Genomic DNA, 24,293 nt, shown 5'->3' with positions numbered 1-24,293 from the left:
TCCTGGTCTCTTTTGTATAGGTCTTCAAAAAACACAGATAGCGCTATTGGTGGTTATTCTGATGCCACGGGTTTCAAGGGTAAGTGAATGTACATTAATTGTTTGAAATTTCAATGCAGTACATTTTTTCCTATTTAATTTATTTGTACTTTACATGGATAAATTAAGTCAAGTGAAATTTTTCGTTCGTTTACTCCTTTGCCTGTTATGCCTGTCTTATTACTACGCAAATGCCCAACAGGCCAAAGATCCAGCTACGTTAGTGCTTGAATGGAATACAGCCAACAACAAACAGGATATTGGAACACTCACCTTTTTTTATGATAGTGAAGTTTTGTTTTATGGCACCAAAATGAAAAAGCAGGATTGCATTGCCGGCAAACTTTCCATCTTTAAAAAGTACCCTGGTTTAGATCAGCAGATTGCCGGCCCCGTTAAAACAGAAACCCTGGATAACGGCAATGTGAAATGTAGTTTTGACAAGGCGGTTACTACCAATGGTACTACTAAAACCTATGCATCTTATCTCGTATTTCATCAGATAGCCAATGTGTGGAAGATCACCGTCGAAAGCGACCTTACTACAGATGCGAATGTGGAGAAAAGAAAGTGGAAGGCCAAAGGGGCCGTACTTTGTGATGCGGATGGGGACGGTGTAAAGGAATATGCTTACCTGGTGCCTGCGCCTATCGATACTACCCGGGAGATGTCTTGTCTGGATGATAGTTGTACTTCTTATATCCGTTTTTCAAATAAAGCAATTCCGGAAATCAGGTTAGTCAACTGTCTGAATGGAGGCGTTGATATACTGGGTGACCTTAATAATGACGGGAAGGATGAGATTGGCATTAACCCGCAATGGTGGACCAGCTGCTGGAGTGGCTACCATGTATTTACATTGAAAAACGGGCAGTGGATAAATGCGGTGCCTGTGATCTCTACCCATTGTAATCAGTGGGAGCAGGGGGTGAAGGTGATTCAGAAAGACCCGAAGAAACCGGGGAATGTGATTATACATTATAGTGAGCTCACGGAAGATGACATTGTTACAAAGACAAAATCTATTCCTATAAAATAATTTTTTGAATCGCTTCGCATAAATATTTTGCGCGTTGCGTTTTCATTGGTTACAATTCTTTTTCCAAAGCATAAGAGCTAATACCAGCATAAAGCTGGCGTTAGCTCTTTTTTATTTATTCAAAAAAGGTACTGTACCATGAAACGTAATTCTGTTAATTTTCCACGACTGTTGTTCTTCCTTATTTTCCTGATGGCCTATTGTAAAAAGGAGCATACGCCGACTACGAATCCGGTGGATATCGATACACCTAATACTTTGACCGCCCGCCCGCTCATGGTGGAATACTGGGGTGGTTGCTGCTATGACCGCAATGATGTAGGGCCTTTGGACGCTATTCCGGATAGCGTGGATGTGGTGAATATATTTACACTTGGGATAGGTAAAACATCCGATGGTAGCTGGGAATTTGAGCACAGAGGAGTATCTGGTTACAACGATTGGAATGATGTATTGACGAAAGCACATGCATTGCAGCAAAAGGGTATCCGCATTGTATGTACATCTTTCTCCGGCAATATGGTCAATTTATCTGGTACAGAAGCGGCTAAAATGGCGCTGATCGTAAAAGACTCACTGGACAAATGGCAGCTGGATGGGGTAGATCTGGACCTGGAATATAATGGCGCGACTACGAAGAATATAGATAGTGCCGTAATTGCTTTGGGTAAATATCTGGGACCTGATTCAAAGACAGGCAGGATCTTGTCAGTAGTGGATTATAACAATTATAACATTGCGCAGATCAAACGTACAAACAAGTATATTGATTATGTAATGACGATGTCTTACTGGAATACAGCGAAACAGGTACGGAGTATTGTAAAGTCTTACGGTGCGGCAATTGGAGATGTAAAAAATGTATTAATAGGTGTTGGACAGGGTTGTGCGATCACTGCAGGCCAGGCTACACCTACAGGAGAGGAGTTGAAGATTGCCGATACATTGAGGATTGCATTCCCGGGTTCGGGTATGATGGAGTTTGTGTTTGGATGTAGTTATCATCATACAGATGCAAATGGAAATATTACAAAAGATGTGAGTTATACGCAGCATATCATCCGGCATTTGAAGCAGTAATTTTCTAAAAAGAGCTTGTAATCGTGTTTCTTGATACAGGCTCTTTTTATTATATTGTAGTATGAAATATTTATTGCTTTTTTCCACGTTATTATTTGCCTGTCAGCCCGCATCAAATTCCAGCGCCGGTTGGTTAAATGGCACCTGGAAACTCTTATCTCACGCCTCCATTGCCAAGGGCGATACAACTGTAACGGACTACACCAAAGATCAGGAGATGATCAAGATAATCAACGACACGCATTTTGCCTTCCTAAACCACGGCGGTACTTTCGATGCCGGTGGAGGCCGGTATACGCTGAGTGGTGACCAGTATACAGAACACCTTGACTTTTATAATAACAAAGACTGGGAGGGGGGCGTCTTTACTTTTAGGGTGAGTCTACATGGCGATACCCTGATACAGAAAGGTATTGAAAAGGTAGAGGGCGCAGGTGTAGATCATGAAATCATAGAGAAGTATATAAAAGTAAAGTAGTAATAACTTAATTTCGGTGCATGAAAATGTACCAGGCATCGATACAACTACGCGCCAGAGCCCGTGGATTTCATCTGATCACTTCCGAAGTATTGCAGGCTATTCCGCAACTAAGGGAGTTGAAGACGGGCATGTGCCAGGTATTTATCCAGCATACTTCTGCTTCATTGACCATCAATGAAAATGCTGACCCAACGGTAAGAATAGATTTCGAAACTTACTTTAATAAAGTCGTGCCTGAGAATGACCCGGATTACGAACACAACGATGAAGGACCGGACGATATGCCAGCACACCTGAAAGCCGCGATGTTGGGCAGTTCGGTGATGATACCGGTCACCAATGGCCGGTTTAATTTAGGTACATGGCAGGGTATTTACTTGTGTGAACACCGGGATTATGGCGGGGCGAGAAGTTTAGTGATAACAGTTTGGGGAGAATAAATTATCTATTATGAAGAATGGATTTTTTCTTTGTCTGTGTACCTTATGGTTCACAGGAGCGAAGGCTCAGCAGGTAGACGTACAGCATTATGATATTGATCTGACGCTGAATGATACGACGAATCAGATAGAAGGGAAGGTGACGATTGCAGTAAAGTATTTGCAAAATACAACCCGCCTCAGGATTGATCTGGCGGGAATGAATGTGAGTGGGGTGCATGCGGATAATAAATTGTTGCAGTACGAACAGGGTTTTAATGCCCTCTATATAAAAGTGAATGCGAAAGCAGGTGATAAAGGAGCGTATACAGTAGTGTATACCGGTATTCCCAAAGATGGCCTGTTCATTTCTAAAAATAAATACGGAGATAGAACATTCTTTACAGATCATTGGCCTGACAGAGCGCATCAGTGGCTACCTTGTATAGATCACCCATCTGATAAGGCTACGGCGACGTTTACTGTTACTGCGCCTGATCATTATACCGTGGTAGCAAATGGTGTGCGGGTTTCAGCAACCAATCTACCTGGTCAGTTAAAGAGAACTGTATATGATGAGAAGGTGCCACTACCTATAAAAGTAATGGCTATTGCAGCAGCAGATTTTTCAGTGACGCATTCCGGCGATGTAGGGAAGATCCCTGTTTACAGTTATGTTTTCCATGAAGATTCCAGTCATCAGGGATATGCAAGGGCCACGAATATTTTGCCTTATTTCATTCAGCAGGTAGGTCCTTTCCAGTTTGAAAAGCTGGCGAATATTCAATCGAAGACGATCTTTGGAGGAATGGAAAATGCCGGTGCAATCTTTTACGCAGAGAATTCACCGGAATATCCCGGCCTGGAATCTTTACTCGCGCATGAAATTGCCCATCAGTGGTTTGGCGATGCGATCACAGAGACAGACTGGCGGCATTTATGGCTGAGCGAAGGTTTTGCTACTTATATGACACTGTTATATATGGAGCATACTTATGGGGTGGATACCCTTCGGGCTTCTTTGAAAGAAGACAAGGCGAAGATCATTGAATTTACAAAAAATAGAAAGACACCTGTAGTAGATACGACCGTACATAGTAATTACATGCAGTTGCTGAATGCGAATAGCTATGAAAGAGGAGGGTGGGTATTACATATGTTAAGAAGAAAGTTGGGGGATGAGCTTTTCTGGAAAGGTATTCGCCAGTATTTTAAAGACTATAACGGGCGCAATGCAAGTACAGATGATTTCAGAAAGGAGATGGAGAAAATAAGTGGGCAGGATCTGAAAGGCTTCTTTACGCAATGGTTATATACGACAGCTATACCGAAGCTGCAGGTGAACATGAGTTATAATGAAAATACTCATGCGGTAAAGTTGGAAGTGATTCAACAGCAGACACCTTTGTTTGAGTTTCCGCTGGAATATACGCTGGATAAATCAAAGCCTGTGCAGACAATATTAGTGAAAGATAAGATTACCACCGTCATAATACCAGCAGTGACAAAGCCTGCCGGTATTTGGTTGGATCCGGATACGAATCTGCTGGCAGATATGAGTTTTTGATTCCGAAAGGATCAACTTTACTTCCGCAGCACCTTTTCCAGTTCATACAGTCTTCTCCTTAACTCAGTCAGCTCCACCTCCAGCAGATCTACTTTCTCACTAAGTAAGTATTGATTGTAATCGGAGATAATGGATAGCTCTCTGAGTTTTGGAAACAGATCGTGTTTAAAAAAGTGAAGGCCTGTTTCTTCGCCAAAAAACTCGTGGGCAGTTTTGGTCATATGATTGTACAGGCAGTAGCGTAGACCGTCGGAACTATGCGTCCATGGACTGATGTACAGCAATTCCCAGTTGTTGATCCGAAGTAATTCCACATCTCCTTTTTTGTCTACAAATTGATAAGTCGTAGATTCCACATAGCCGTTTGGTTTCAGTGTATCCGTTGTCATCAGTATGTAGGAATATTCCGGGAGTATGGAAATTGATTCCAGTGAATGTAAAGGACTGTAACTTCCATCTCCAAATATTGCATAGTATCTCACCATCATTTTCTATTGATTTAAATCATTCACATAACCTCTATAAACCTTGACACTGAGGGCGATATGAATTTAAGACAATTGAAACGAAAATATATCAAATATAAAAAAAGTATCTGATACGGTACCTTTCTAATCAAATTATTTACAATTCTGGGGGGTAACCGCTCATAAATTATTAGTCTATCGATTTAGTAGGTTTTTGTACATTAGTCACCAGAAAATAAGAAACTATGCAACGTCGCTTTTACAGGATTCTGTTGTCAGGGTGGTTGCTTACCACCTCCATAACCGCCATGGCACAGCAAAAGAAACATTCGGACCGACCAAATATCATATTTATCCTGGCAGATGATCTGGGCTATGGGAACCTCACATCTTTTAACCCCAGGAGCCCGATTCCCACGCCTAATATTGATAACCTGGGGACAGAGGGAATTCGGTTTACCCGCTTTTATTCCGGCAATACGGTATGTGCACCCAGTCGTTGTGCCTTACTAACGGGCAAGAATATGGGGCATTCCTATATTAGGGGTAATACCCGGTTGCCATTACGGCCGCAGGATAGCACCCTGGCTCAGGTGTTGCAGCAAAATGGCTATGCCACCGGTATGTTTGGAAAATGGGGCTTAGGCGAAATGGGAACGACGGGTTCACCAGAGATTAAAGGCTTCGACGAATTTTATGGCTACCTCAATCAGGGGCATGCACATGATTATTATACGAACTACCTCTACCAGGTGAAAGCCGGTAAGATCAGTAAGATAAAACATGATACCACCGTGTATACCCACGATGAGATTATGGAGCATGCTTATTCATTTATCAATGAAAATAAGGACAAACCGTTCTTTTTATATCTTTCTATTACAGTGCCGCATGCCGAACTGGATCCTCCCAAAAAGGACCTGCAGCAATGGCTGAACCCAGATGGTAGCTCTAAACTGGGGCCTGAAACACCGTATGCACAGAATGGGGGCACTTATCGTAGTCAGCAAAATCCGCATGCTGCATTTGCAGCCATGGTTACCAAACTGGATCAGAATGTGGGTCAGATTCAGGCACTTATCAAACAATTAGGGTTGGATGACAATACTTACATCTTCTTTACCAGTGATAATGGTCCTCACAAAGAGGGAGGTGCTGATCCTGAGTACTTTAACAGCAATGGTCCGTTGAAGGGGCTGAAGCGTGATCTGTACGAAGGAGGGATCCGGGTGCCTTTGCTGGTGCGTGCGCCGGGGCATATTCCTGCCGGGAAGGTGAGTGATGAGGAATGGGCGTTTTGGGATATCCTGCCTACATTCAGCGCATTGACAAAGTCAAAGACCCTGCATGGTATAGATGGCCTGAACTACGCTTCGGCACTGGAAGATAAAAAGCCGGACAAAGTGCATGATTATTTATACTGGCAGTTTAACGAAGGGTATATCCAGGAAGCCGTATTGCAGGGGGACTGGAAATTAATCCGGTTTAAATATAAAGGAAAGGGGGAAAGATTTGAATTGTACAATATAGTTGACGATATTGGAGAGACAAAAGACCTTGCTGCCGAAAACCCGGCAAAAGTAAAGAGCCTGAAAGCTATCATGGCAAAGGCGAAAACCCCGGCAGAAAACAAGGAATTTGACTGGTCTGATACCGAGAAATAAACTATATATGCATCCACGTATTTACCGGCTGGCTACCATTGGCCTGCTTCTTTGCGGCTTAAAGGCAACTGCGCAACACCCGGATTTTAAGGGGACTTACCCTGTATGGCCTTCTGTTCAGAAGGAAACCAAACCCTGGACCCGCTGGTGGTGGATGGGGAGTGCTGTAGATAGTGTGGGGCTGACGAATGCATTGACAACTTATAATCAGGTAGGTTTTGGTGGGGTGGAAATCGCACCTATCTATGGGGCGAAAGGGTTTGAGTCAAAGTATGTGGATTTTTTGTCTCCGCAATGGATACATTTATTGAAAATAACGACTACGCAGGCGACCCGGTTACATATGGGAGTAGACCTCACTACTGGCACTGGCTGGCCTTTTGGCGGGCCACAGATCGATTTGGCGCATGCAGCGGCGAAGATGGAGGTGAGGGTGTTATCAACGGTTCCTGAAAAAATCGATACGGGTATCGGTACTTTGCAGGCCTTGGTAGCTTATCAAGGAGTTACACCTGTTCCTATTATAGACAAAGTGCAGGATGGGCATCTCCATTGGGAGCATCCCGCAGGCAATCTCACGGTCTATGCATTGTACAGCAGTCATACGAAACAGAAAGTAAAACGTGCGGCGCCCGGGGGGGAGGGTTATACCCTTGACCATTTATCGGGGGAGGCAGTTCAATTATACCTGCATCGTTTTGATAATGCTTTCCAACAAGAGGTCCCCGGTATCCGGGCATTTTATAATGATAGTTATGAGGTATATGGGGCTGACTGGACGCCTTCATTTTTACCAGAGTTTAAGCGTCGAAGGGGGTACGATTTAACTCGTTTTATTCGTGAGTTCACAGATAATAGGAGCTCTGATACCATTGCCCGGATCAAATCAGATTACAGGGAAACGATGGCGGAGTTGCTGTTGGATAATTTTACAAAGCCATGGACACAGTGGGCGCATGATTATCATCGTATCACTAAAAACCAGGCCCATGGATCGCCGGGTAATCTGATTGATTTATATGCAACAGTGGATATTCCGGAGTGTGAGACATTTGGCTCTACCTATTTTCCAATTCCGGGTTTACGGAGGGATAGTGCGGATATCAGAAATGTAAGTCCTGATCCGATAATGATGCAGTTTGCTACATCAGCGGGTCATATAGCGGGTCATCCGCTTATTTCAAGCGAGACATTTACATGGTTGACAGAGCATTTCAAAACATCGTTGTCACAATGTAAACCAGAAGTGGAGCAGGCTTTTCTGGCGGGCGTAAATCATGTATTTTATCATGGTACTACGTATTCTCCGAAGAAGGTGCCTTTTCCCGGGTGGTTGTTTTATGCATCTGTGAATTTTGTACCTGCTAATAGCTGGTGGTCGCATCTGCCCGGATTGAATGAGTATATAACCCGCGTGCAGTCAGTACTACAGGCAGGCAAGCCGGATAATGATTTGTTGGTGTACTGGCCGGTGTATGACATATGGAATGATGCGGAGGGGATGGAAATGCCATTGTCAGTACATCATATAGATAAGTGGTTGTATCCGACGGATTTTTATAAACAGGTAATGAATTTGCATGGCAGAGGGTATACACTGGATTTTGTGTCGGATAATTGGATAGCCAAAACCAATGGTTACAAAGCATTGATAATTCCGAAGGCGCATTTGATGCCCCTGACTACATTGCAAAAGATTATTGCGCTTGCGCAGCATGGAACTCCTGTGATCTTTCAGGCATTGCCAGAGGATGTACCGGGTATGAATGAGCTGGGTACGCGTAGAAAAGAATTTCAATTATTGTTGAAGTCATTAGCAGGCAGGAAGAATATCATTATTACTGCTGATGTAGAAGGGGCCTTACATTCAATTGGAATTCGCCGTGAAGCGCTTACAGATGCAGGATTGAAATTCATTCGCAGGAAGGATGGGGAGGATACTTATTATTATATCGTGAATCATACGGCTAATAAAATTGACCGGTCTATTCCTGTCAATCGCCGTGTATCACGTGTCTTTATGCTGGATCCATTGCATGGTGATACTGGTCTTGCGCAGATAGAGAATACAGATAGTACTACTCATGTGAAATTACAACTGGCATCGGGAGAATCAATTATCCTAAAGGCAGAAGGTGGGGCCTCCAAGGGAAGCTATGCGGCATGGAGATACCTTGAAAATGCTGGCAAACCGCTTACGCTGCTAGGTCCATGGCAATTGGAATTCAAAGATGGCGGACCGTTCATTCCGCCTGCTGTAAAATTGGATAGCTTAGTGGACTGGACTACATTACCAGATACTGCTGTTACTTCATTCTCCGGAATAGGGATATACACAACAAGTCTTCAGTTACCGGCAAAAAATTCCAGAGAATATCTTTTGCAACTTGACAAAGTGAATGAAAGTGCGCATATCTGGATCAATGGACAGGATGCGGGTATCATGTGGAGCATTCCATTTACACTTAGGATCGGCAAATACCTGCGTGCAGGAAAAAATGATATTCGTATAGAAGTGGCGAACCTCATGGCTAATCATATCAGGTATATGGATCGGCATCATATACCATGGCGGCAATATCATGAAATTAATTTCGTCAATATTAATTATAAAGATTTTGATGCTTCTAATTGGAGTATACAGCCTTCCGGGTTAGAAGGCAAGGTGACGATCACGCCTTATAACTAAACTTAGGTTAATTCAGGATTATTCAGCGGGCATTTCAATGAATGTGAAGCATTCATTGAAATGCCCGCTTTTTTATCTCCTTCAAATTTTTCTCTCCTGCGCAAATACCCTTCACACATCCTTCAGATATTTGCCAACATAATTTATATTGCAAATATGTTATTAACTATCACCAACTCACGCTACCCCGCTACTGACCTGAGTTTTCTGTTACACAAGCACCCCGGCAAAGTACAATCTGTCGAGGTAGTAAACGGTAAAGCCCACGTCTTCTACCCGGAAGTTAGCGATGAAAGATGTACCTGCGCAATATTGCTGGATATGGACCCCGTCGGACTAGTCAGGAACAGTGATGGCAACCCCTTTGCATTGGATCAATATGTAAATGACCGCCCCTATGTTGCCTCTTCTTTCATGACCAGTGCCATCTCTAAGGGATTTAGCTCCGCATTGAACGGAAATTGTAAAGCAAAACCAGAACTGGTGAGCATCCCCCTGCAACTCGAAGTACAACTTTCCGTCCTCTCAGTAAAAGGTGGCGAAGAAGTATTGCAACAACTCTTCCTTCCGCTGGGCTATGAACTGACTGCTATCCAACACCCGCTGGATCCGCATTTTCCCGAATGGGGCGAAAGCCGGTATTTTACAGTCACCCTGAAAAATACCGTTACCCTGCAGGCATTGCTCTCCCACTTATACGTGCTCATTCCTGTAATGGATAATGAAAAGCACTACTGGGTAAATGAGGAAGAGATCACAAAACTCATGAACAAAGGGAAAGGCTGGCTGGAAGAGCATCCTGCCAAAGAACTGATTGTTCGCCGTTACCTCCGTTATCAGCAAAAACTCTCCAACGAAGCATTGGCAGCAATCACCGTATCGGAAGATACTCCTGTAGTTGAAAAAGAATCCAAACAAACCCTACATGATATAAGATTGAAAGCTGTCAGCGACGAAATCGCCCGTCTACAGGTCAGATCTGTCGTAGATCTGGGTTGTGGGGAAGGTCGTCTCATAAAACTGTTGCTGGAAAATAAACAGCTGCAACGCATCACAGGTATGGACGTATCTTCACGTAGTCTTGAAGTTGCTGCCAGAAGACTCAAGCTGGACAAGATGATCGACACACAGCGTAAACGTATTAACCTGCTGCATGGCTCCCTCACTTACAGGGACAGGCGTTTACAGGGTTACGAAGTAGCGACGCTGGTAGAGGTGATCGAACACCTGGACGAAGATAGGCTGCTGGCATTGGAAAAGAATGTATTCAATGAGATACAACCTGATACCATCGTGCTTACCACGCCCAACAAGGATTGGAACATCACCTTTACAGAAGATGAAACAATGAAGCGACACAGTGATCACCGATTTGAATGGACCCGCGAGGAATTCCAGGCATGGTGTGAGCACATCCGTGACGCATATAAATATACTTATGAAATAAAGCCACTGGGAGAGGAGATCGAAGCAGTAGGCGCACCCAGCCAGATGGTTGTATTCTCAAAACAATAACGAATTATGACATTAAATTTTCCGGAACTCTCCCTGGTAGTATTAGTAGGCGCATCAGGATCAGGGAAAAGTTTTTTTGCAAAAAAATGGTTCAGGCCTTCAGAGATCGTCAGCAGTGACGCCTGCAGGTTGATGCTCAGCAATGATGAAAATACACCCGATATATCCGAAGATGCATTTGAACTGTTGCACTTCATCATTGCCAAAAGGCTGAAGAGAGGCCTGCTCACGGTCGTAGATGCGACCAATGTAAATGCACAATACAGAAAGCAACTGGTGGCACTGGCAAGAGAATACCACATACTGCCCGTTGCTATCATATTGAATATGTCAGACCGGGTATGTCAGGACAGGAATAGAACCCGTACTGACAGAAACCTGCCACCCCGTGTGATCAAGAGCCAGATGGCTGCCCTGAAAAGCGGTGTTCACAAAATCAGGGAAGAAGGTTTCAGGAGGCATTTTGAATTCCGTACCCCGGAATCGGTAGACAGCATTACCGAAATAATAAGAGAACCACTCTACAATGACCTGAAGCAGGAGGAAGGGCCTTTCGATATTATCGGTGACGTACATGGTTGTTATGACGAGCTGTGTACACTGCTCACTAACCTTGGTCACAGCGTCGATAAAGAAGCTCATCGCATCACAGCGACCAATGGTAGAAAGATCGTATTCCTTGGTGATCTGGTCGATAGAGGGCCTGCTTCACCAGCAGTATTGAAATTGGTGATGCAGGCGACAGCAGAAATGGGGGCACTCTGTGTACCGGGTAACCACGACAACAAACTGCTCAAATACCTGAATGGTAAAAATGTACAGTTGCAGCATGGATTGGAACGTACGGCGGCACAGCTGGAAGGCGCCGATCCTGAATGGATAGAAAAAGTAAAAGTGTTCCTGGATGGATTGGTGAGTCACTACGTCCTCGATCATGGTAACCTGGTGGTAGCGCATGCGGGTCTCAAGGAGACCATGCAGGGCAGAGGTTCCGGGGCAGTGAGAGAATTTTGTCTGTACGGTGAGACCACCGGCGAAACAGATGAATTTGGATTGCCTGTGCGGTATAACTGGGCGGCTAATTACAATGGTAAAGCAGCCGTGGTGTATGGGCATACACCAGTGATACGTCCTGAATGGTTTAACAATACAATAGATATAGATTCGGGTTGTGTATTCGGCGGAAGTCTCACGGCTTTGCGTTATCCTGAAAGGGAATTGGTGAGCGTACCTGCAGCGCAGGAATATGCGGTGCCATCAAGGCCGATCCAGGAGTCAATGAATGAGTTGAGCTTACAGCAGGAGCATGATAATGTACTTGATATCAGTGATGTCATTGGCAAACAATTAGTGGACACCCGATTGATGAAAAGGATCGGGATCCGTGAAGGCAATGCCGCATCAGCGTTGGAGATCATAAGCCGTTGGGGAGTGAATCCTAAGTGGCTGGTGTACCTGCCTCCTACAATGTCTCCAACTGCCACCAGTCCTTTGCCTGATTATCTGGAACATCCTGGTGAGGCGTTTAAGTATTTTATAGGTGAAGGGGTAAACAAGGTCATTTGCGAAGAGAAACACATGGGATCGCGTGCGGTGGTGGTGGTGTGTAAGGAGCCGGAAGTGGTAAAACGACGCTTTGGTATACAGGAGGATAGCATTGGGATTGTCTATACCCGTACTGGTCGTGTATTTTTTGATGATGAGGTCATAGAGCAGGCTTTTCTGAAAAAGATCGCTGATGTGATCACAGCGCGTGGTGGATGGGAAGCTTTCAATACGGACTGGATGGTGCTGGATTGTGAGCTCATGCCATGGAACCTCAAGGCGCAGCAGTTACTTCGTAATCAATATGGAGCGACAGGTGCTGCCGGCAGATATGCGATGGAAGGAGCAGTAGCGAGTTTGGAAAAAGCAGCTACTAATCCTGCTGCATTGCCTTTGCTGAGAGAGTATAGGGAGAGGGCGGTGATGGTCGATCAGTTTGCTACGGCCTATAGACAATATTGCTGGGAAGTAAATGGTATGGAAGATTACCAGCTGGCGCCATTCCATTTGTTGGCGACAGAAGGCAATACCTATTTTGACAAGGACCATGAGTGGCATATGGAGCAGTTGGCGGCGTTTGCAGGTGGTGAGGGGAATCCTATCATTGCTACTAAATATAGAGTGGTAGAATTGGGGGATGATAGCAGTTTGGCAGAGGTGATCAAATGGTGGGAAGGAATGACGAATAATGGAGGAGAGGGGATGGTTGTAAAACCATATAGTTTCATCACTATGAATGATAAGTTCTTTGTGCAGCCGGCAGTCAAGGTAAGAGGAAGGGAGTATTTGCGAATTATTTATGGTCCTGAGTATACGTTGGAGAAGAACCTGACCCGATTGAAAGAAAGGGGGTTGAGTACGAAGCGTATATTAGCGCAGAAGGAGTTTGCACTTGGGGTAGAAGCGTTGGAAAGGTTTGTGGCGAAGGCGCCGTTGACGAAAGTGCATCAATGTGTGTTTGGGGTGTTGGCGTTGGAGAGTGAACCAGTAGATCCAAGATTGTAAGGACCACTGAGCAATGAGGGGCAATACGTATTTGGAGTATTGTCCTTTTACAGTGAATTAGTAGATCTTAGGTTATAAGGACTGTTGCGCAAAGAATATCAATATATATTTAGTGTATTGACACTGAAAATTGAACCAGTAGATCCGAGATTATAAACTATGCAAATAGCAGATCGATTTAAAGCCTGTATTATCGGAGGAGCCATCGGCGATGCCTGGGGGAGTGCCTGGGAGTTTGACAATTTAAAAGATGACAAAACAACCTGGTACTGGGGCAAAAAGCCAGAACCTGATCGAAGTTGGAAGTTGACAGACGATACACAACTCACACTAGCAACGTGTGAGATTTTAGGGATGTACAGGAAAATTGAGCCCGCCGTATTGGCGGCTCATTTTCTATTATATTACAAACAAGGAAGATTAAGTGGCCTTGGCGCCAGTACATTAAAAGCTCTCAAAGACCTGGAAGCCGGTATTCCCGGTTTCGCTTTTGTCAAAGCTTCAAACCTTACCAGAATACCCCTAAATGCAAAGTATCATCGAATCTGTTTGAATTTCGTAACTTCGCCCCATGGCAAACAGGGAAACACTCGAAGAATTCTACCAGCATAAATTTAACTGGCTACCTGATAACCTGAAACAGGATATCGGGCATTTTAATGTATTCCGGATAGAAGATACCTTAAGCCCAGGCGGTACACCCATCCACTACGCCCGCAGGGATTTTTATAAAATCAGCCTGATCAGGGGCCGTACCGTCTATCATTACGCAGATAAAAGTATCGAAGCAGACGGGACCGCATTGATGTTCTTCAATCCCAATGTACCTTATACTTACGAATCCTTACAGAATGAAAGGGCTGGCTACTTTTGCATCTTCAAAGAATCCTTCTTCACGGAATCATTACGTACCAATATCAATGAACTTCCTATGTTTGCGCTGGGCAGTAAACCTGCCTACATGCTAAACAAAACCCAGGATAAGCATGTGAGCGCCATCTTTAAAAAGATGCTGGAAGAAATCAACTCTGATTATAAATATAAGTACGACCTGTTGCGCAACTATGTTACAGAGATGATTCATTATGCCCTGAAAATGCAGCCATCAGAAATGCTTTACCAGCATACAGATGCAAATGCCCGCATTACAGCGATCTTCACCGAACTGTTGGAAAGACAATTTCCAATAGAAACACCTCACCAACGCTTCACTTTGCGCTCTGCCCGGGATTTTGCTGATAAACTGGCGGTCCATGTAAACCACCTGAATAGGGCCATCCGGGAGACTACTGGCAAGACGACTACTGATCATATTGCAGAACGATTACTGGGCGAAGCTAAAGCGCTGCTGAAACATACTAACTGGAACATTGCGGAGATTAGTTATAGTCTTGGCTTTGAGGAACCGGCACACTTTAATAATTTCTTTAAAAAACATACAAGTAGTACGCCTTCTTCTTATCGGGTTGTATAAAGCAGCTTTAAGAGGCATGACCGTAGTTTTGTCTTCTTATCGGGTTGTATAAAGCAGCTTTAAGAGGCATAACCGTAGTTTTGTCTTCTTATGGAGTTGTATAAAGCAGCTTTAAGAGGCATAACCGTAGTTTTTGTCTTCTTATCGGGTTGTATAAAGCAGCTTTAAGAGACATAACCGTAGTTTTGTCTTCTTATCGGGTGGTATAAAACACCTTTAAGAGATATAAATATAATTTACCTTTTCTTCTTACCCGGTTTGTATAAAACATCTTTAAGAGGTATGCTAGCAGTACATCCTCCTGATATCATGTTTTATAGAATATCTTTAAAAAGTATTCCATAAATACGTCTTCTCGTTACCGCACTATTTGATGCTTTTAACCACCTCATGCCTCGTTGTTTGAATTTTGTAACCAATGGTTTGAACCTTGTAATAATCAGCAACCCTGCATAATCTAATTTTGTCCTATCAAAACGAGCAAGATATGGACAACAAAAAGACCTGGTTTGTAACAGGAGCTTCCAAAGGATTAGGCCTAAGTTTGGTAAAGCAATTACTTGCGGCTGGCCAGTCTGTGGCAGCTACCTCCCGCAATGCTGCGGCTTTAGCAGCAGCTGTGGGCAATGATAATAGTAACTTCCTCCCTTTAGAGGTAGATCTGTCTGATGATAGGAGCGTAGCAAGCGCTATTCAATCTACCGTTGACAAATTCGGACAGATAGATGTAGCTGTAAACAATGCCGGTTATGGCATCGGTGGCAGTATAGAAGAATTATCTGATGCGGTGACGCGCACCAGCTTTGATATCAATGTATTTGGTACGCTGAATGTGATCAGGCATGTATTGCCTTTCATGCGTCAAAAAAGAAGCGGGCATATCATTAATATATCTTCTATTGCTGGTATAACAGCGAATACCGGTTGGTCTGTTTATGCAGCAACTAAATATGCCATTACAGGTTTGACAGATGTTTTGGCACAAGATGTAAAAGAGTTCGGCATACATGTTACCCTTGTAGCACCAGGTGCATTCCGCACCAGTTTCCTCACTGCTGAGTCATTAGTGATGACAGATACGCCAATTGCTGATTATACTGCGATCAGGAATTCTCATGCAAAGTATGCAGGCATGGATGGAGAACAGGCTGGTGATCCGGAAAAGGCTGCGGCAACAATGATACAATTGGTAAATATGCCGGAACCGCCAGTGTACCTTTTATTAGGCAGTGATGCTTATCAGCGGGGCCTGAATAAGATGGAACAATTGACAGCAGCTTTCAAAGCCACTGAATCCTTAACGAAGTCAACTGATTATTGACAGCAGCTTTCAAAGCCACTGAATCCTTAACACAATCAACCGATTATTAACATCCGCTTTCAATCCCCGAATCTTTAACACAATCAACCTATTATTATATGAATAAAGTATGGTTTGTAACAGGTGCCTCCAAAGGTTTTGGCCGCATCTTAGTCTCCCAGTTATTAGCAAAAGGCTATAACGTAGCAGCCACCTCACGTGATGCAGCTTCCTTAGGCGAATTTTCTGGAAATGATTTCCTGCCGCTCACGGTATCACTTACTTCAGAAGAAAGTGTAAAGGCCGCAATAGAAAAGACGATCAGCACATTTGGTAAAATAGATGTAGTCGTAAACAATGCCGGATACGGGCAAGTAGGTGCATTAGAAGAAGTAAGTGATAAAGACGCCAGAGAAAATTTCAATATAAACGTCTTTGGTTTACTGAATGTAATCAGACAGGTAATGCCGCATTTGCGTGAGCAACGCTCTGGCCATATTATCAATATCGCGTCTGTAGCCGGTATGCTTGGAGGTTTCCCAGGATGGGCGATCTACTGCTCTACTAAATTCGCAGTAGTTGGATTGACAGAAGGCCTGCGAGAAGAGATCAAAGAATTTGGTGTGAAAGCCACCGTTGTATTACCAGGTTATTTCAGAACCAACTTCCTGGGTGCTGATCTGAGTGTAACAGAAAGTAAATACCAATCTGTAAAGGATTCTATTCAATGGCATGCAGACCTCGATGGTAAGCAACCCGGCGATCCTGAAAAAGGGGTAGCAGCTATTATTGAAATGGCAAAGAGTGATCATCCACCATTGAATTTCTTAATTGGTAAAGATGCTGCAGAGCTGGTACCAGAGAAGTTGCAAAGCATTCTCGATGAGATCAGTGAATGGAAGGAGCTCACTATTAATACAACCTTTTAATAATTGATTACTAACCCCTTTTTTTAATTATTGATTACTGAAAAGTTTTTAATATTTGATTACTAAAAGGTTTTTAGTAATTGATTAAAAGAGAGACGCTTTTACCGAATTTACCAAAAGTAAAAGCGCCTTCTTTGTATTAAAATGACACAAAAGTGGGGCTTTGTTGAAACGTAAAAATTACTTAACTTCATAACTCATCAAAGAAAAGGAGGTATTCATGGAATCTACAGTATATTCATGGAAACCTTCAGTTAGTATCGCCTAACTGGGTTGCTCCATCAAAAATAGCTGTGACGCGGACGCGTCAAATTAAAGCTCCGGGCAAAACACCCGGAGCATTTTTTTACCACCAAAAACCTCCTCCTCAAACCACTCCCACCAAAACCTCCTCTCAAACCATCCTCCAAAACCTCCCCTCAAACCACTCCCACCAAAACATCCTCTCAAACCACTCCCCAAAAACCTCCTCCTCAACCTCCCCAAAAACCTCCTCTCAAACCATCCCCACACCCCCTCCCAAAACCATCCCCAAATATTTATCAAGTATTATAAAATATCTCAACCCCTCCTTCGTCTATCAATTTGGTGTAATTTAGCCGCTGCCACTGGCGCACCGTTATGGCAACTTATTACTATTACAATCACTTATGAGGAAAAAAACAAGCCCACCTGCTTCCAAAGCACCGGCCCTTCCTGGTATCACCTCCATCCTGACGCCCTATAAAGGTATGGTCACCCTCCTGATCTTACTTGCCCTGCTCAGCAATGGCCTGAACCTGGTCCTGCCATGGCTCATCTCCAGAGGTATCGACGCCTACACAAACGGCCACCTGGACATGTCCGGACTGGTCACCGAATTTGTGCTCGCTGCCGCCTTCATTTTTATTTTCACCTACCTCCAGAGCATTATCCAAACCTACACCTCTGAGAAAGTAGCCAGCGAACAGCGCACCAAACTGGCCGATAAAATATCCCGCCAGCAGTACGCCGCCATCCAGGCCGCGAACCCCTCCAAGCTATTGACCAACCTCACCTCCGATATTGATACAGTAAAACTGTTCGTGTCGCAAGGAATTGTGTCCGTATCTTCCTCCCTTTTTATCATCATCGGCGCCAGCACCCTGCTACTCGTCATGAACTGGAAACTGGGCCTCTGCGTCATCACCATCATCCCTGTCATCGGCCTCGCCTTTTACATGGTATTAAACAAGGTGCGCGCTATCTTCAAAAAAAGCAGGGAAGTCATCGACCGCCTCAATAAAATTATCAATGAAAGCGTGATGGGCGCTGCCCTCATCCGCGTTCTCAATGCTCAGCAACAGGAATACGACCGCTTTATTTCTCCAAACGGCGAATCCAAAACGCTCGGCATGGCCGTAGTCCGCCTCTTCGCCGGTCTGGTACCTGTCATCTCCTTTATGGCAAATATGTCCCTGCTGGCGATCCTCCTGTTGGGTGGCCACTATGTGATCAATAACACCATGTCACTGGGTGAATTAGCGGCGTATAACAGCTATGTGTCCATCCTCATCTTCCCAATTGTAGTGATCGGCTTTATGAGTGGCCTGATCGCCCAATCAGCCGCTTCCTATGCCCGTATTGCCGAAGTGCTCTACGCTCCGGATACTGTCGATACCGGCACTATACAGCGTACCATTGATGGCGATATCGCGATGGAAAATGTAAACCTCACACTGGCAGGCAAACCCGTTTTAAAAGAGATCTCTTTCAATGTGAAAGCAGGTACGCGCACCGCCATCATTGGCCCGACTGCCGCCGGAAAAACACAACTGCTCAATGTACTCGTAGGCCTGCTGAACCCCGATGGCGGAAAGGTGACCTACGATGGCACTGACCTGAAAGATTACGATAAAGAACGACTATTACAACAAATAGGTCTCGTATTCCAGGATAGTATCCTGTTCAATATGAGTTTAAAAGAAAACATCGCTTTCAATGAAACTGTCAGCGATGCCCTGATGGAAAAAGCCATTTCCACCGCTGAACTCAAAGACTTTATAACTACCCTCCCCGAAGGCATGGAAACCATCGTTTCTGAACGCGGTACCAGCCTTTCCGGTGGCCAGAAACAACGACTGATGCTGGCAAGAGCCCTCGCCATCAATCCTACGATCTTGTTGCTGGACGATTTCACCGCCAGGGTAGACCCAAATACGGAACAGCGCATTCTGCAAAATGTGCAACAAAATTATCCTGACCTGACCCTGATCTCCGTGACACAAAAGATCGCCTCCGCTGTGCACTTTGATCAGATCATCCTGCTGATGGAAGGAGAGGTCATTGCAATCGGTACTCACAATGAACTGATGCAATCCTGTCCTGAATATGTGCAGATCTATAACTCTCAACGCAGCACCAGCAACTATGAGCTACAACCTGAATAAACTGGCTGCCGGTCAGGAAACGAAGACCGGTAAAGCGCTCAAGAACTTCTTACCTTATCTGCGGCCAGACCGGAATACACTGTTCGGGGCACTCGTTGCCATCCTGATCAGTACTTCCATGAACCTGTCCATCCCTATCCTGATAGGGCATACGATCGACGTTTATGTCACACATAAAGAATTCAACGGAGTACTGTTATTTTCCGGGATCCTCTTCGGTATATTCCTCATTTCCCTCACTGCCAGCTACTTTCAGACGAGCCTGATGGGAAAAGTAGGTCAGAATATCCTGTACCGTCTACGTAATGATGTGTTCAGCCGCCTGCAGGCATTGCCGATTGCATTTTTCAATCAGAACAAAGCCGGCGATCTCATTTCCCGTATCAATAATGATACTGACAAACTGAACCAGTTCTTTGCACAATCCCTGGTACAATTTGTCAGTGGTTTAGCTTCTATGATCGGGGCCTCTATCTTCCTGCTCAGTATCCATTTTACCCTGGGTATCGCTGCCATTGCACCTGCTATTTTATTGCTGATCATAACAAAGATCACTGGCCCAATCGTTAAAAAGAAGAACGCGGAAAACATGAAGAGCACCGGTGGCATGAGCGCTGAAATCCAGGAAAGCCTGAACAATTTCAAAGTGATCATCGCCTTTAATCGCAGGGATTATTTCCGCAAACGTTTTGATATTGCGAACAAAGAACAATACAAAACCGCGGTGACAGCAGGTCTGGTCAATAACTTCTTCATGCCTTTATTCAGCCTTTGCGCCAACCTCGCCCAACTGGCCGTATTGGCATATGGTATTTACCTGATCGCTCATCATGAGTTTACCATTGGTTTGCTCATCAGTTACCTGTCCTACTGTACTTACTTCTACAACCCCATGCGCCAGTTCGCCATTTTGTATACAAACTTCCAGGTGGCAATGGCAGGCTGGGACAGGATTTCACACATCCTGAACATGGAGTCTGATCTGCATGTAATTCCTGCTGCAAATACGGATGGCAACGCCCCCTTGCTCGCATTCAAAGATGTGAACTTTCATTATCCTGATGGTAAAGACATTCTCCATCATATCAGTTTCGAAATGGAACGCGGCAAAACATATGCTTTGGTAGGCCCTACTGGTGGTGGTAAAACGACCACCGCATCTTTGATTGCAAGGTTGTTTGATCCCACAGGAGGAGAGGTGCTACTGGATGGCAAAGATATCCGCAGCTTTACGGATGAAGAACGTACGCAGAAGATTGGCTTTATCCTGCAGGAACCGTTTTTATTCACCGGCAATATTTATGAGAATATCATTTATGGTAATAAAAAGTACGGGAATTATAGCCTTGACCAGTTGCAGGAAGTGATCCGTACTACGGGTTTAGATACCTTACTCACCCGCTTTGATGGCGGATTAGAAACGCCTGTGCTGAGTAGTGGTGATAGTCTGAGCCTGGGGCAGAAACAGCTGATCGCCTTTATGCGTGCGGTACTCAGAGAACCTGAATTATTAGTATTGGACGAAGCTACTGCCAATATCGATACAGTCACTGAACAATTGCTGGAAGAGATCTTACAGAAATTACCTTCGCATACTACGCGTGTGATCATCGCGCATAGATTGAATACGATTGAAAATGCAGACGAGATCTTCTTTATCAACGCAGGAGAGATCGTGAGAGCGGGGTCATTCAGTGATGCTATGAACATGCTGCTACATTATGAAAGAAAGAGCTAAAAGCCAGCAGGGCTGGGAGGGTCAGCCTCCCAGTCCGCTGAATATACTGAATATAATAATGCTCAGAACCAACAAGGTGATCATCACATAAAGTTTATCTTTTTCCATCGCAAATGCGATGACAGAAAATGCAATACGGGTGATCGGTGTCGCTAACAATACCACAACGCCCAACTGTATAATCGCCATTCCATCGCCGCGTGCTACCCCATGAAAAATACCCGGTAAATGTCTTACATACTCAGGCGCCCCTTTGAATACATGATACTCCGGCATACCGCCACCATGGCTGGATAAATAGATAATACCACCAATGAATGCAATGATGCTGGATGTGATCACTCCCCAACGTAATTGTTTTCCGATAAACATCTCAATATCTCTTTCCTGCCAGAATTCTTTTGAAAATAACTGTTTCATCATCTTACAATTTACCTGTTAAACCATTATAGATCATCTGTATGGCGAGTGCGCTGATCACTATGCTAAAGAGCAATCTCAGTTTCTTTACGTCCATTTTCATCAGCAATTTGGAGCCACCAAATGCACCTGCCAGTACCCCCAATACAACCGGCATGGCAATTCCCGGATCGATATACCCTCTTTGCAAATACACCACGGCACTCGCTGCAGCAGTGACCCCGATCATGAAGTTGCTGGTAGTGGTAGATACTTTAAACGGAATACGCATCACATTGTCCATCGCTAATACTTTCAAAGCACCGGAACCGATACCCAACAGCCCTGATACAATACCTGCAAGGGTCATGAGCGCATAACCTCCTCCTACACCACGTACCTTGTAAGGCACCATTTCACCATTCACAGGGTAGGAGTTGTTTAGTTTGAGAATGCGTGCCAGTTTGCTGTTGCTGGTATTATCACTATGTTCATTCTTTTTACGGATGGTCATCGCTGCACTGAAAAGCAGTACTACACCAAAGAGGATCGCTACCAAGGAAGTCGGTGTGTAGATGGCTAATAACGCCCCGATTATAGCACCGGTTGTCGTGGCAATTTCGAGGAACATACCGATACGTACGTTCGTGATACCTTCCTTGATATAAGCCGCCGCAGCTCCCGATGAGTTAGCGATAGAGGCTACAAGTGATGCACCGATTGCATAGCGGATGTCTACATGAAATACAATCGTTAGTAATGGAATGAGGACAACACCTCCTCCAAGGCCGGTAAGAGAACCTAGCATGCCAGCCATAAATGCGCCGACCAGCAGAATAAGTGAAAATAATAGTATTGACATGACAATAAGTTTAGAAGTTCGTTTCCAGGATCTGGGTCACAACCCTTGTCGCGGCAGCGGTATCCTGATTTTTGATAGCATTCAGCAGGTCAGCATGTAGCTGGTGCGTCTGTTGGAACTGTTGCACATGCGGTTTCTCCCGCTGTGAAAACGATTCCCGGATTACCCCTGTAAATGTCTGGTATAGGTCAGCAAGCACACTGTTGTGAGAGGCATGGGCGATCGATTTATGAAATCGGATATCGGCGTCAGCAGCGGCTTCGTAATTTTCTGATTGAATGGCCTGCCACCTGTCGTCCAGGGCGGCGGTAATACAGCCGAGGTCCTGATCATCCCTGAATTGGGTAGCCAGTCTGGCAATCTCGATTTCCAGTAGCGACCTCACCTGGGTTACTTCCATCCTGGCAGCGCGACGAAGACGCTTATCCAGGGGTTCATTATTCTCCGTATTGCATACAAAGGTGCCAGCCCCTTGTTGTACCCTTAAGATCCCCGCGTTGGAAAGTGTTTTGATCGCTTCCCTGATGGTGGACCTGCCTACATTGAATAGCTCCATGAGTACGGGCTCCGGGGGAATTAACTCACCGGGTTTATATTTCCCCAGCGAGATGTCCTGTTGCAATTGGTAGATAACCTTATCTGCCAGTTTGATTGTATTTGCCATCTTTCTTAAACGTCTGATGTTTAACAAAGGTAGGATGTTTTATTGAAACATCAGATGTTTGTTCTTGAAAAAGCATAAAAAAACTCCCGCCTGGTCAGACGAGAGTTCTTATTATATTATTTAATCTCTTATTTATTGACTTCTACTGAATCATTTGCTGGAAAACTAGGCTCTAATTGCCTGCCTTTTTCCTTTAAAAAATTAGAATTTTTCACTTTCTCAGGCACCCCTCTGATATCCCAAACAATACCAAACACACCTAAAGTCCTGATGATGTAATAAGTAATATCAATTTCCCACCAATAGAAACCTTGTTTGGTAGCACTCTGGTAATAGTGGTGGTTGTTATGCCAGCCTTCACCCAGGGTCAGCAGTGCCAGGATTACACTATTCTTTGAGTAATCACCGGTCTCATATCTTGGCTTACCAACTTTGTGCATCAGGGAGTTGATGGTAAATGTTGCGTGGTATACGAGGATTGTACTCAGGAAGAAACCAATCCACAGGGTAGACAGACCTGCATGCCAGTCGAACCAACCAGTACCATTTATTTTATTACCCAGGAAGTAACTAACCGTCATCAATACCAGACCTGGTACCCAGTGGTATTTATTCAGCCAGAAAAGTTCAGGTTGTTTGAAATCTTTGATCAGGTCAAAACGGGTTGGTTTGTACTCAGGCCCCATAATCCAGCCCATGTGTGCATACCAGAAACCATAAATATTTGCTGAATGCGGATCTTCTGGTGTATCACTGTGTTTGTGGTGAATTCTGTGATTTGCACCCCACCATAACACGCCTTTCTGAAAAGTACTCTGTGCACCACCCGCAAGTACAAACTGAAACCAACGGGAAGTTTTAAATGTACGATGTGAAAAATAACGATGGTAACCACCGGTTACAAAGAACATCCTGGTTACATAAAGAAATGCACATAAAATCCAATCGAATGCAGTTACATGCGTGAAAAATGCCAGAAGAGGCAATAAATGCATGCCTAAAAAGTCAA

21 protein-coding genes are annotated in these 24,293 nt (G+C 44.4%); 15 read left to right on the top strand and 6 right to left on the bottom strand.

Going from position 1 to position 24,293, the window contains the following annotated elements:
- Positions 1–172: 172 nt before the first annotated feature.
- The 5 genes from QQL36_RS27775 (at position 173) to QQL36_RS27755 (ending at position 4,625) form a co-directional block, all read left to right on the top strand.
- Positions 173–1,078: a hypothetical protein gene (locus tag QQL36_RS27775; RefSeq protein ID WP_321567497.1), complete on the top strand. Its 906-nt coding sequence runs from the start codon at positions 173–175 to the stop codon at positions 1,076–1,078.
- Positions 1,079–1,216: 138 nt separating this feature from the next.
- Positions 1,217–2,158, top strand: coding sequence for a glycosyl hydrolase family 18 protein (locus QQL36_RS27770; protein WP_321567496.1), 942 nt, complete (start codon positions 1,217–1,219; stop codon positions 2,156–2,158).
- 61 nt (positions 2,159–2,219) lie between these two features.
- Positions 2,220–2,636, top strand: a complete 417-nt coding sequence (locus QQL36_RS27765) for a hypothetical protein (protein WP_321567495.1) — start codon at positions 2,220–2,222, stop codon at positions 2,634–2,636.
- Between the two features lie 20 nt (positions 2,637–2,656).
- Complete coding sequence (locus QQL36_RS27760) at positions 2,657–3,079, top strand: secondary thiamine-phosphate synthase enzyme YjbQ (RefSeq protein ID WP_321567494.1); 423 nt, start codon at positions 2,657–2,659, stop codon at positions 3,077–3,079.
- A 10-nt stretch (positions 3,080–3,089) separates the two neighbouring features.
- Positions 3,090–4,625, top strand: coding sequence for a M1 family metallopeptidase (locus QQL36_RS27755; protein WP_083724584.1), 1,536 nt, complete (start codon positions 3,090–3,092; stop codon positions 4,623–4,625).
- A gap of 17 nt (positions 4,626–4,642) precedes the next feature.
- Here QQL36_RS27755 and QQL36_RS27750 read toward each other — a convergent pair whose 3' ends face one another.
- A complete protein-coding gene (locus tag QQL36_RS27750; protein ID WP_321567493.1) occupies positions 4,643–5,113 on the bottom strand; it encodes a hypothetical protein in 471 nt (156 codons plus the stop codon).
- A 224-nt stretch (positions 5,114–5,337) separates the two neighbouring features.
- Here QQL36_RS27750 and QQL36_RS27745 point away from each other — a divergent pair, with 224 nt between their 5' ends.
- From QQL36_RS27745 to QQL36_RS27710, 8 genes are all read left to right on the top strand, one after another.
- On the top strand, positions 5,338–6,756 hold the full coding sequence (locus QQL36_RS27745; RefSeq protein WP_235643831.1) for an arylsulfatase: 1,419 nt from the start codon (positions 5,338–5,340) through the stop codon (positions 6,754–6,756).
- 7 nt (positions 6,757–6,763) lie between these two features.
- Positions 6,764–9,445, top strand: coding sequence for a glycosyl hydrolase (locus QQL36_RS27740; RefSeq protein WP_321567492.1), 2,682 nt, complete (start codon positions 6,764–6,766; stop codon positions 9,443–9,445).
- A gap of 156 nt (positions 9,446–9,601) precedes the next feature.
- Positions 9,602–10,960 (top strand): 3' terminal RNA ribose 2'-O-methyltransferase Hen1, encoded by a 1,359-nt coding sequence (locus tag QQL36_RS27735; protein ID WP_321567491.1) that lies wholly within the window; start codon positions 9,602–9,604, stop codon positions 10,958–10,960.
- A gap of 6 nt (positions 10,961–10,966) precedes the next feature.
- Positions 10,967–13,510 (top strand): polynucleotide kinase-phosphatase, encoded by a 2,544-nt coding sequence (locus tag QQL36_RS27730; RefSeq protein WP_321567490.1) that lies wholly within the window; start codon positions 10,967–10,969, stop codon positions 13,508–13,510.
- A 159-nt stretch (positions 13,511–13,669) separates the two neighbouring features.
- Entirely contained in the window at positions 13,670–14,122 is a 453-nt protein-coding gene (locus tag QQL36_RS27725) for an ADP-ribosylglycohydrolase family protein (protein WP_083724594.1), read from the top strand.
- Positions 14,082–14,984 carry a helix-turn-helix transcriptional regulator gene (locus tag QQL36_RS27720; protein WP_321567489.1) on the top strand — a complete coding sequence of 301 codons (903 nt, stop codon included), beginning with the start codon at positions 14,082–14,084 and terminating at the stop codon, positions 14,982–14,984. The genes QQL36_RS27725 and QQL36_RS27720 overlap by 41 nt, the downstream gene beginning before the upstream one ends.
- A 487-nt stretch (positions 14,985–15,471) precedes the next feature.
- A complete protein-coding gene (locus tag QQL36_RS27715; protein WP_321567488.1) occupies positions 15,472–16,305 on the top strand; it encodes an SDR family NAD(P)-dependent oxidoreductase in 834 nt (277 codons plus the stop codon).
- A gap of 98 nt (positions 16,306–16,403) precedes the next feature.
- Entirely contained in the window at positions 16,404–17,213 is an 810-nt protein-coding gene (locus QQL36_RS27710) for an SDR family NAD(P)-dependent oxidoreductase (RefSeq protein WP_321567487.1), read from the top strand.
- 312 nt (positions 17,214–17,525) lie between these two features.
- Here the strand turns inward: QQL36_RS27710 and QQL36_RS27705 are convergent, their stop codons facing one another.
- A complete protein-coding gene (locus QQL36_RS27705) occupies positions 17,526–17,759 on the bottom strand; it encodes a hypothetical protein (RefSeq protein WP_321567486.1) in 234 nt (77 codons plus the stop codon).
- Between the two features lie 104 nt (positions 17,760–17,863).
- On the opposite strand from QQL36_RS27705, the gene QQL36_RS27700 reads away from it, so the two are divergent.
- A complete protein-coding gene (locus QQL36_RS27700; protein ID WP_321567485.1) occupies positions 17,864–19,621 on the top strand; it encodes an ABC transporter ATP-binding protein in 1,758 nt (585 codons plus the stop codon).
- Positions 19,563–21,359, top strand: a complete 1,797-nt coding sequence (locus tag QQL36_RS27695; protein ID WP_235643834.1) for an ABC transporter ATP-binding protein — start codon at positions 19,563–19,565, stop codon at positions 21,357–21,359. Before QQL36_RS27700 ends, QQL36_RS27695 begins: the two co-directional genes overlap by 59 nt.
- Before the next feature lie 21 nt (positions 21,360–21,380).
- Here the strand turns inward: QQL36_RS27695 and QQL36_RS27690 are convergent, their stop codons facing one another.
- The 4 genes from QQL36_RS27690 to QQL36_RS27675 all read right to left on the bottom strand — a co-directional run bounded on the left by QQL36_RS27690 (position 21,381) and on the right by QQL36_RS27675 (position 24,279).
- A complete protein-coding gene (locus tag QQL36_RS27690; protein WP_321567484.1) occupies positions 21,381–21,782 on the bottom strand; it encodes a DUF1634 domain-containing protein in 402 nt (133 codons plus the stop codon).
- 1 nt (position 21,783) lies between these two features.
- Entirely contained in the window at positions 21,784–22,620 is an 837-nt protein-coding gene (locus QQL36_RS27685; RefSeq protein WP_321567483.1) for a sulfite exporter TauE/SafE family protein, read from the bottom strand.
- Positions 22,621–22,630: 10 nt separating this feature from the next.
- Entirely contained in the window at positions 22,631–23,311 is a 681-nt protein-coding gene (locus tag QQL36_RS27680; protein WP_321567482.1) for a FadR/GntR family transcriptional regulator, read from the bottom strand.
- Between the two features lie 101 nt (positions 23,312–23,412).
- A complete protein-coding gene (locus tag QQL36_RS27675) occupies positions 23,413–24,279 on the bottom strand; it encodes an acyl-CoA desaturase (RefSeq protein WP_235643838.1) in 867 nt (288 codons plus the stop codon).
- Positions 24,280–24,293: the final 14 nt, after the last annotated feature.

The sequence above is a fragment of the Chitinophaga sp. LS1 genome (assembly GCF_034274695.1).
Classification (GTDB): domain Bacteria; phylum Bacteroidota; class Bacteroidia; order Chitinophagales; family Chitinophagaceae; genus Chitinophaga.
This window is presented reverse-complemented; position numbering and strand designations above follow the sequence as displayed.

Excerpts from the sequence above, each read along its gene's own strand:
- QQL36_RS27770 (WP_321567496.1), top strand. The coding sequence starts at position 1,217 with ATGAAACGTAATTCTGTTAATTTTCCACGACTGTTGTTCTTCCTTATT.
- QQL36_RS27765 (WP_321567495.1), top strand. The coding sequence starts at position 2,220 with ATGAAATATTTATTGCTTTTTTCCACGTTATTATTTGCCTGTCAGCCC.
- QQL36_RS27760 (WP_321567494.1), top strand. The coding sequence starts at position 2,657 with ATGAAAATGTACCAGGCATCGATACAACTACGCGCCAGAGCCCGTGGA.
- QQL36_RS27755 (WP_083724584.1), top strand. The coding sequence starts at position 3,090 with ATGAAGAATGGATTTTTTCTTTGTCTGTGTACCTTATGGTTCACAGGA.
- QQL36_RS27750 (WP_321567493.1), bottom strand. The coding sequence starts at position 5,113 with ATGATGGTGAGATACTATGCAATATTTGGAGATGGAAGTTACAGTCCT.
- QQL36_RS27745 (WP_235643831.1), top strand. The coding sequence starts at position 5,338 with ATGCAACGTCGCTTTTACAGGATTCTGTTGTCAGGGTGGTTGCTTACC.
- QQL36_RS27740 (WP_321567492.1), top strand. The coding sequence starts at position 6,764 with ATGCATCCACGTATTTACCGGCTGGCTACCATTGGCCTGCTTCTTTGC.
- QQL36_RS27735 (WP_321567491.1), top strand. The coding sequence starts at position 9,602 with ATGTTATTAACTATCACCAACTCACGCTACCCCGCTACTGACCTGAGT.
- QQL36_RS27730 (WP_321567490.1), top strand. The coding sequence starts at position 10,967 with ATGACATTAAATTTTCCGGAACTCTCCCTGGTAGTATTAGTAGGCGCA.
- QQL36_RS27725 (WP_083724594.1), top strand. The coding sequence starts at position 13,670 with ATGCAAATAGCAGATCGATTTAAAGCCTGTATTATCGGAGGAGCCATC.
- QQL36_RS27720 (WP_321567489.1), top strand. The coding sequence starts at position 14,082 with ATGGCAAACAGGGAAACACTCGAAGAATTCTACCAGCATAAATTTAAC.
- QQL36_RS27715 (WP_321567488.1), top strand. The coding sequence starts at position 15,472 with ATGGACAACAAAAAGACCTGGTTTGTAACAGGAGCTTCCAAAGGATTA.
- QQL36_RS27710 (WP_321567487.1), top strand. The coding sequence starts at position 16,404 with ATGAATAAAGTATGGTTTGTAACAGGTGCCTCCAAAGGTTTTGGCCGC.
- QQL36_RS27700 (WP_321567485.1), top strand. The coding sequence starts at position 17,864 with ATGAGGAAAAAAACAAGCCCACCTGCTTCCAAAGCACCGGCCCTTCCT.
- QQL36_RS27695 (WP_235643834.1), top strand. The coding sequence starts at position 19,563 with ATGTGCAGATCTATAACTCTCAACGCAGCACCAGCAACTATGAGCTAC.
- QQL36_RS27690 (WP_321567484.1), bottom strand. The coding sequence starts at position 21,782 with ATGATGAAACAGTTATTTTCAAAAGAATTCTGGCAGGAAAGAGATATT.
- QQL36_RS27685 (WP_321567483.1), bottom strand. The coding sequence starts at position 22,620 with ATGTCAATACTATTATTTTCACTTATTCTGCTGGTCGGCGCATTTATG.
- QQL36_RS27675 (WP_235643838.1), bottom strand. The coding sequence starts at position 24,279 with ATGCATTTATTGCCTCTTCTGGCATTTTTCACGCATGTAACTGCATTC.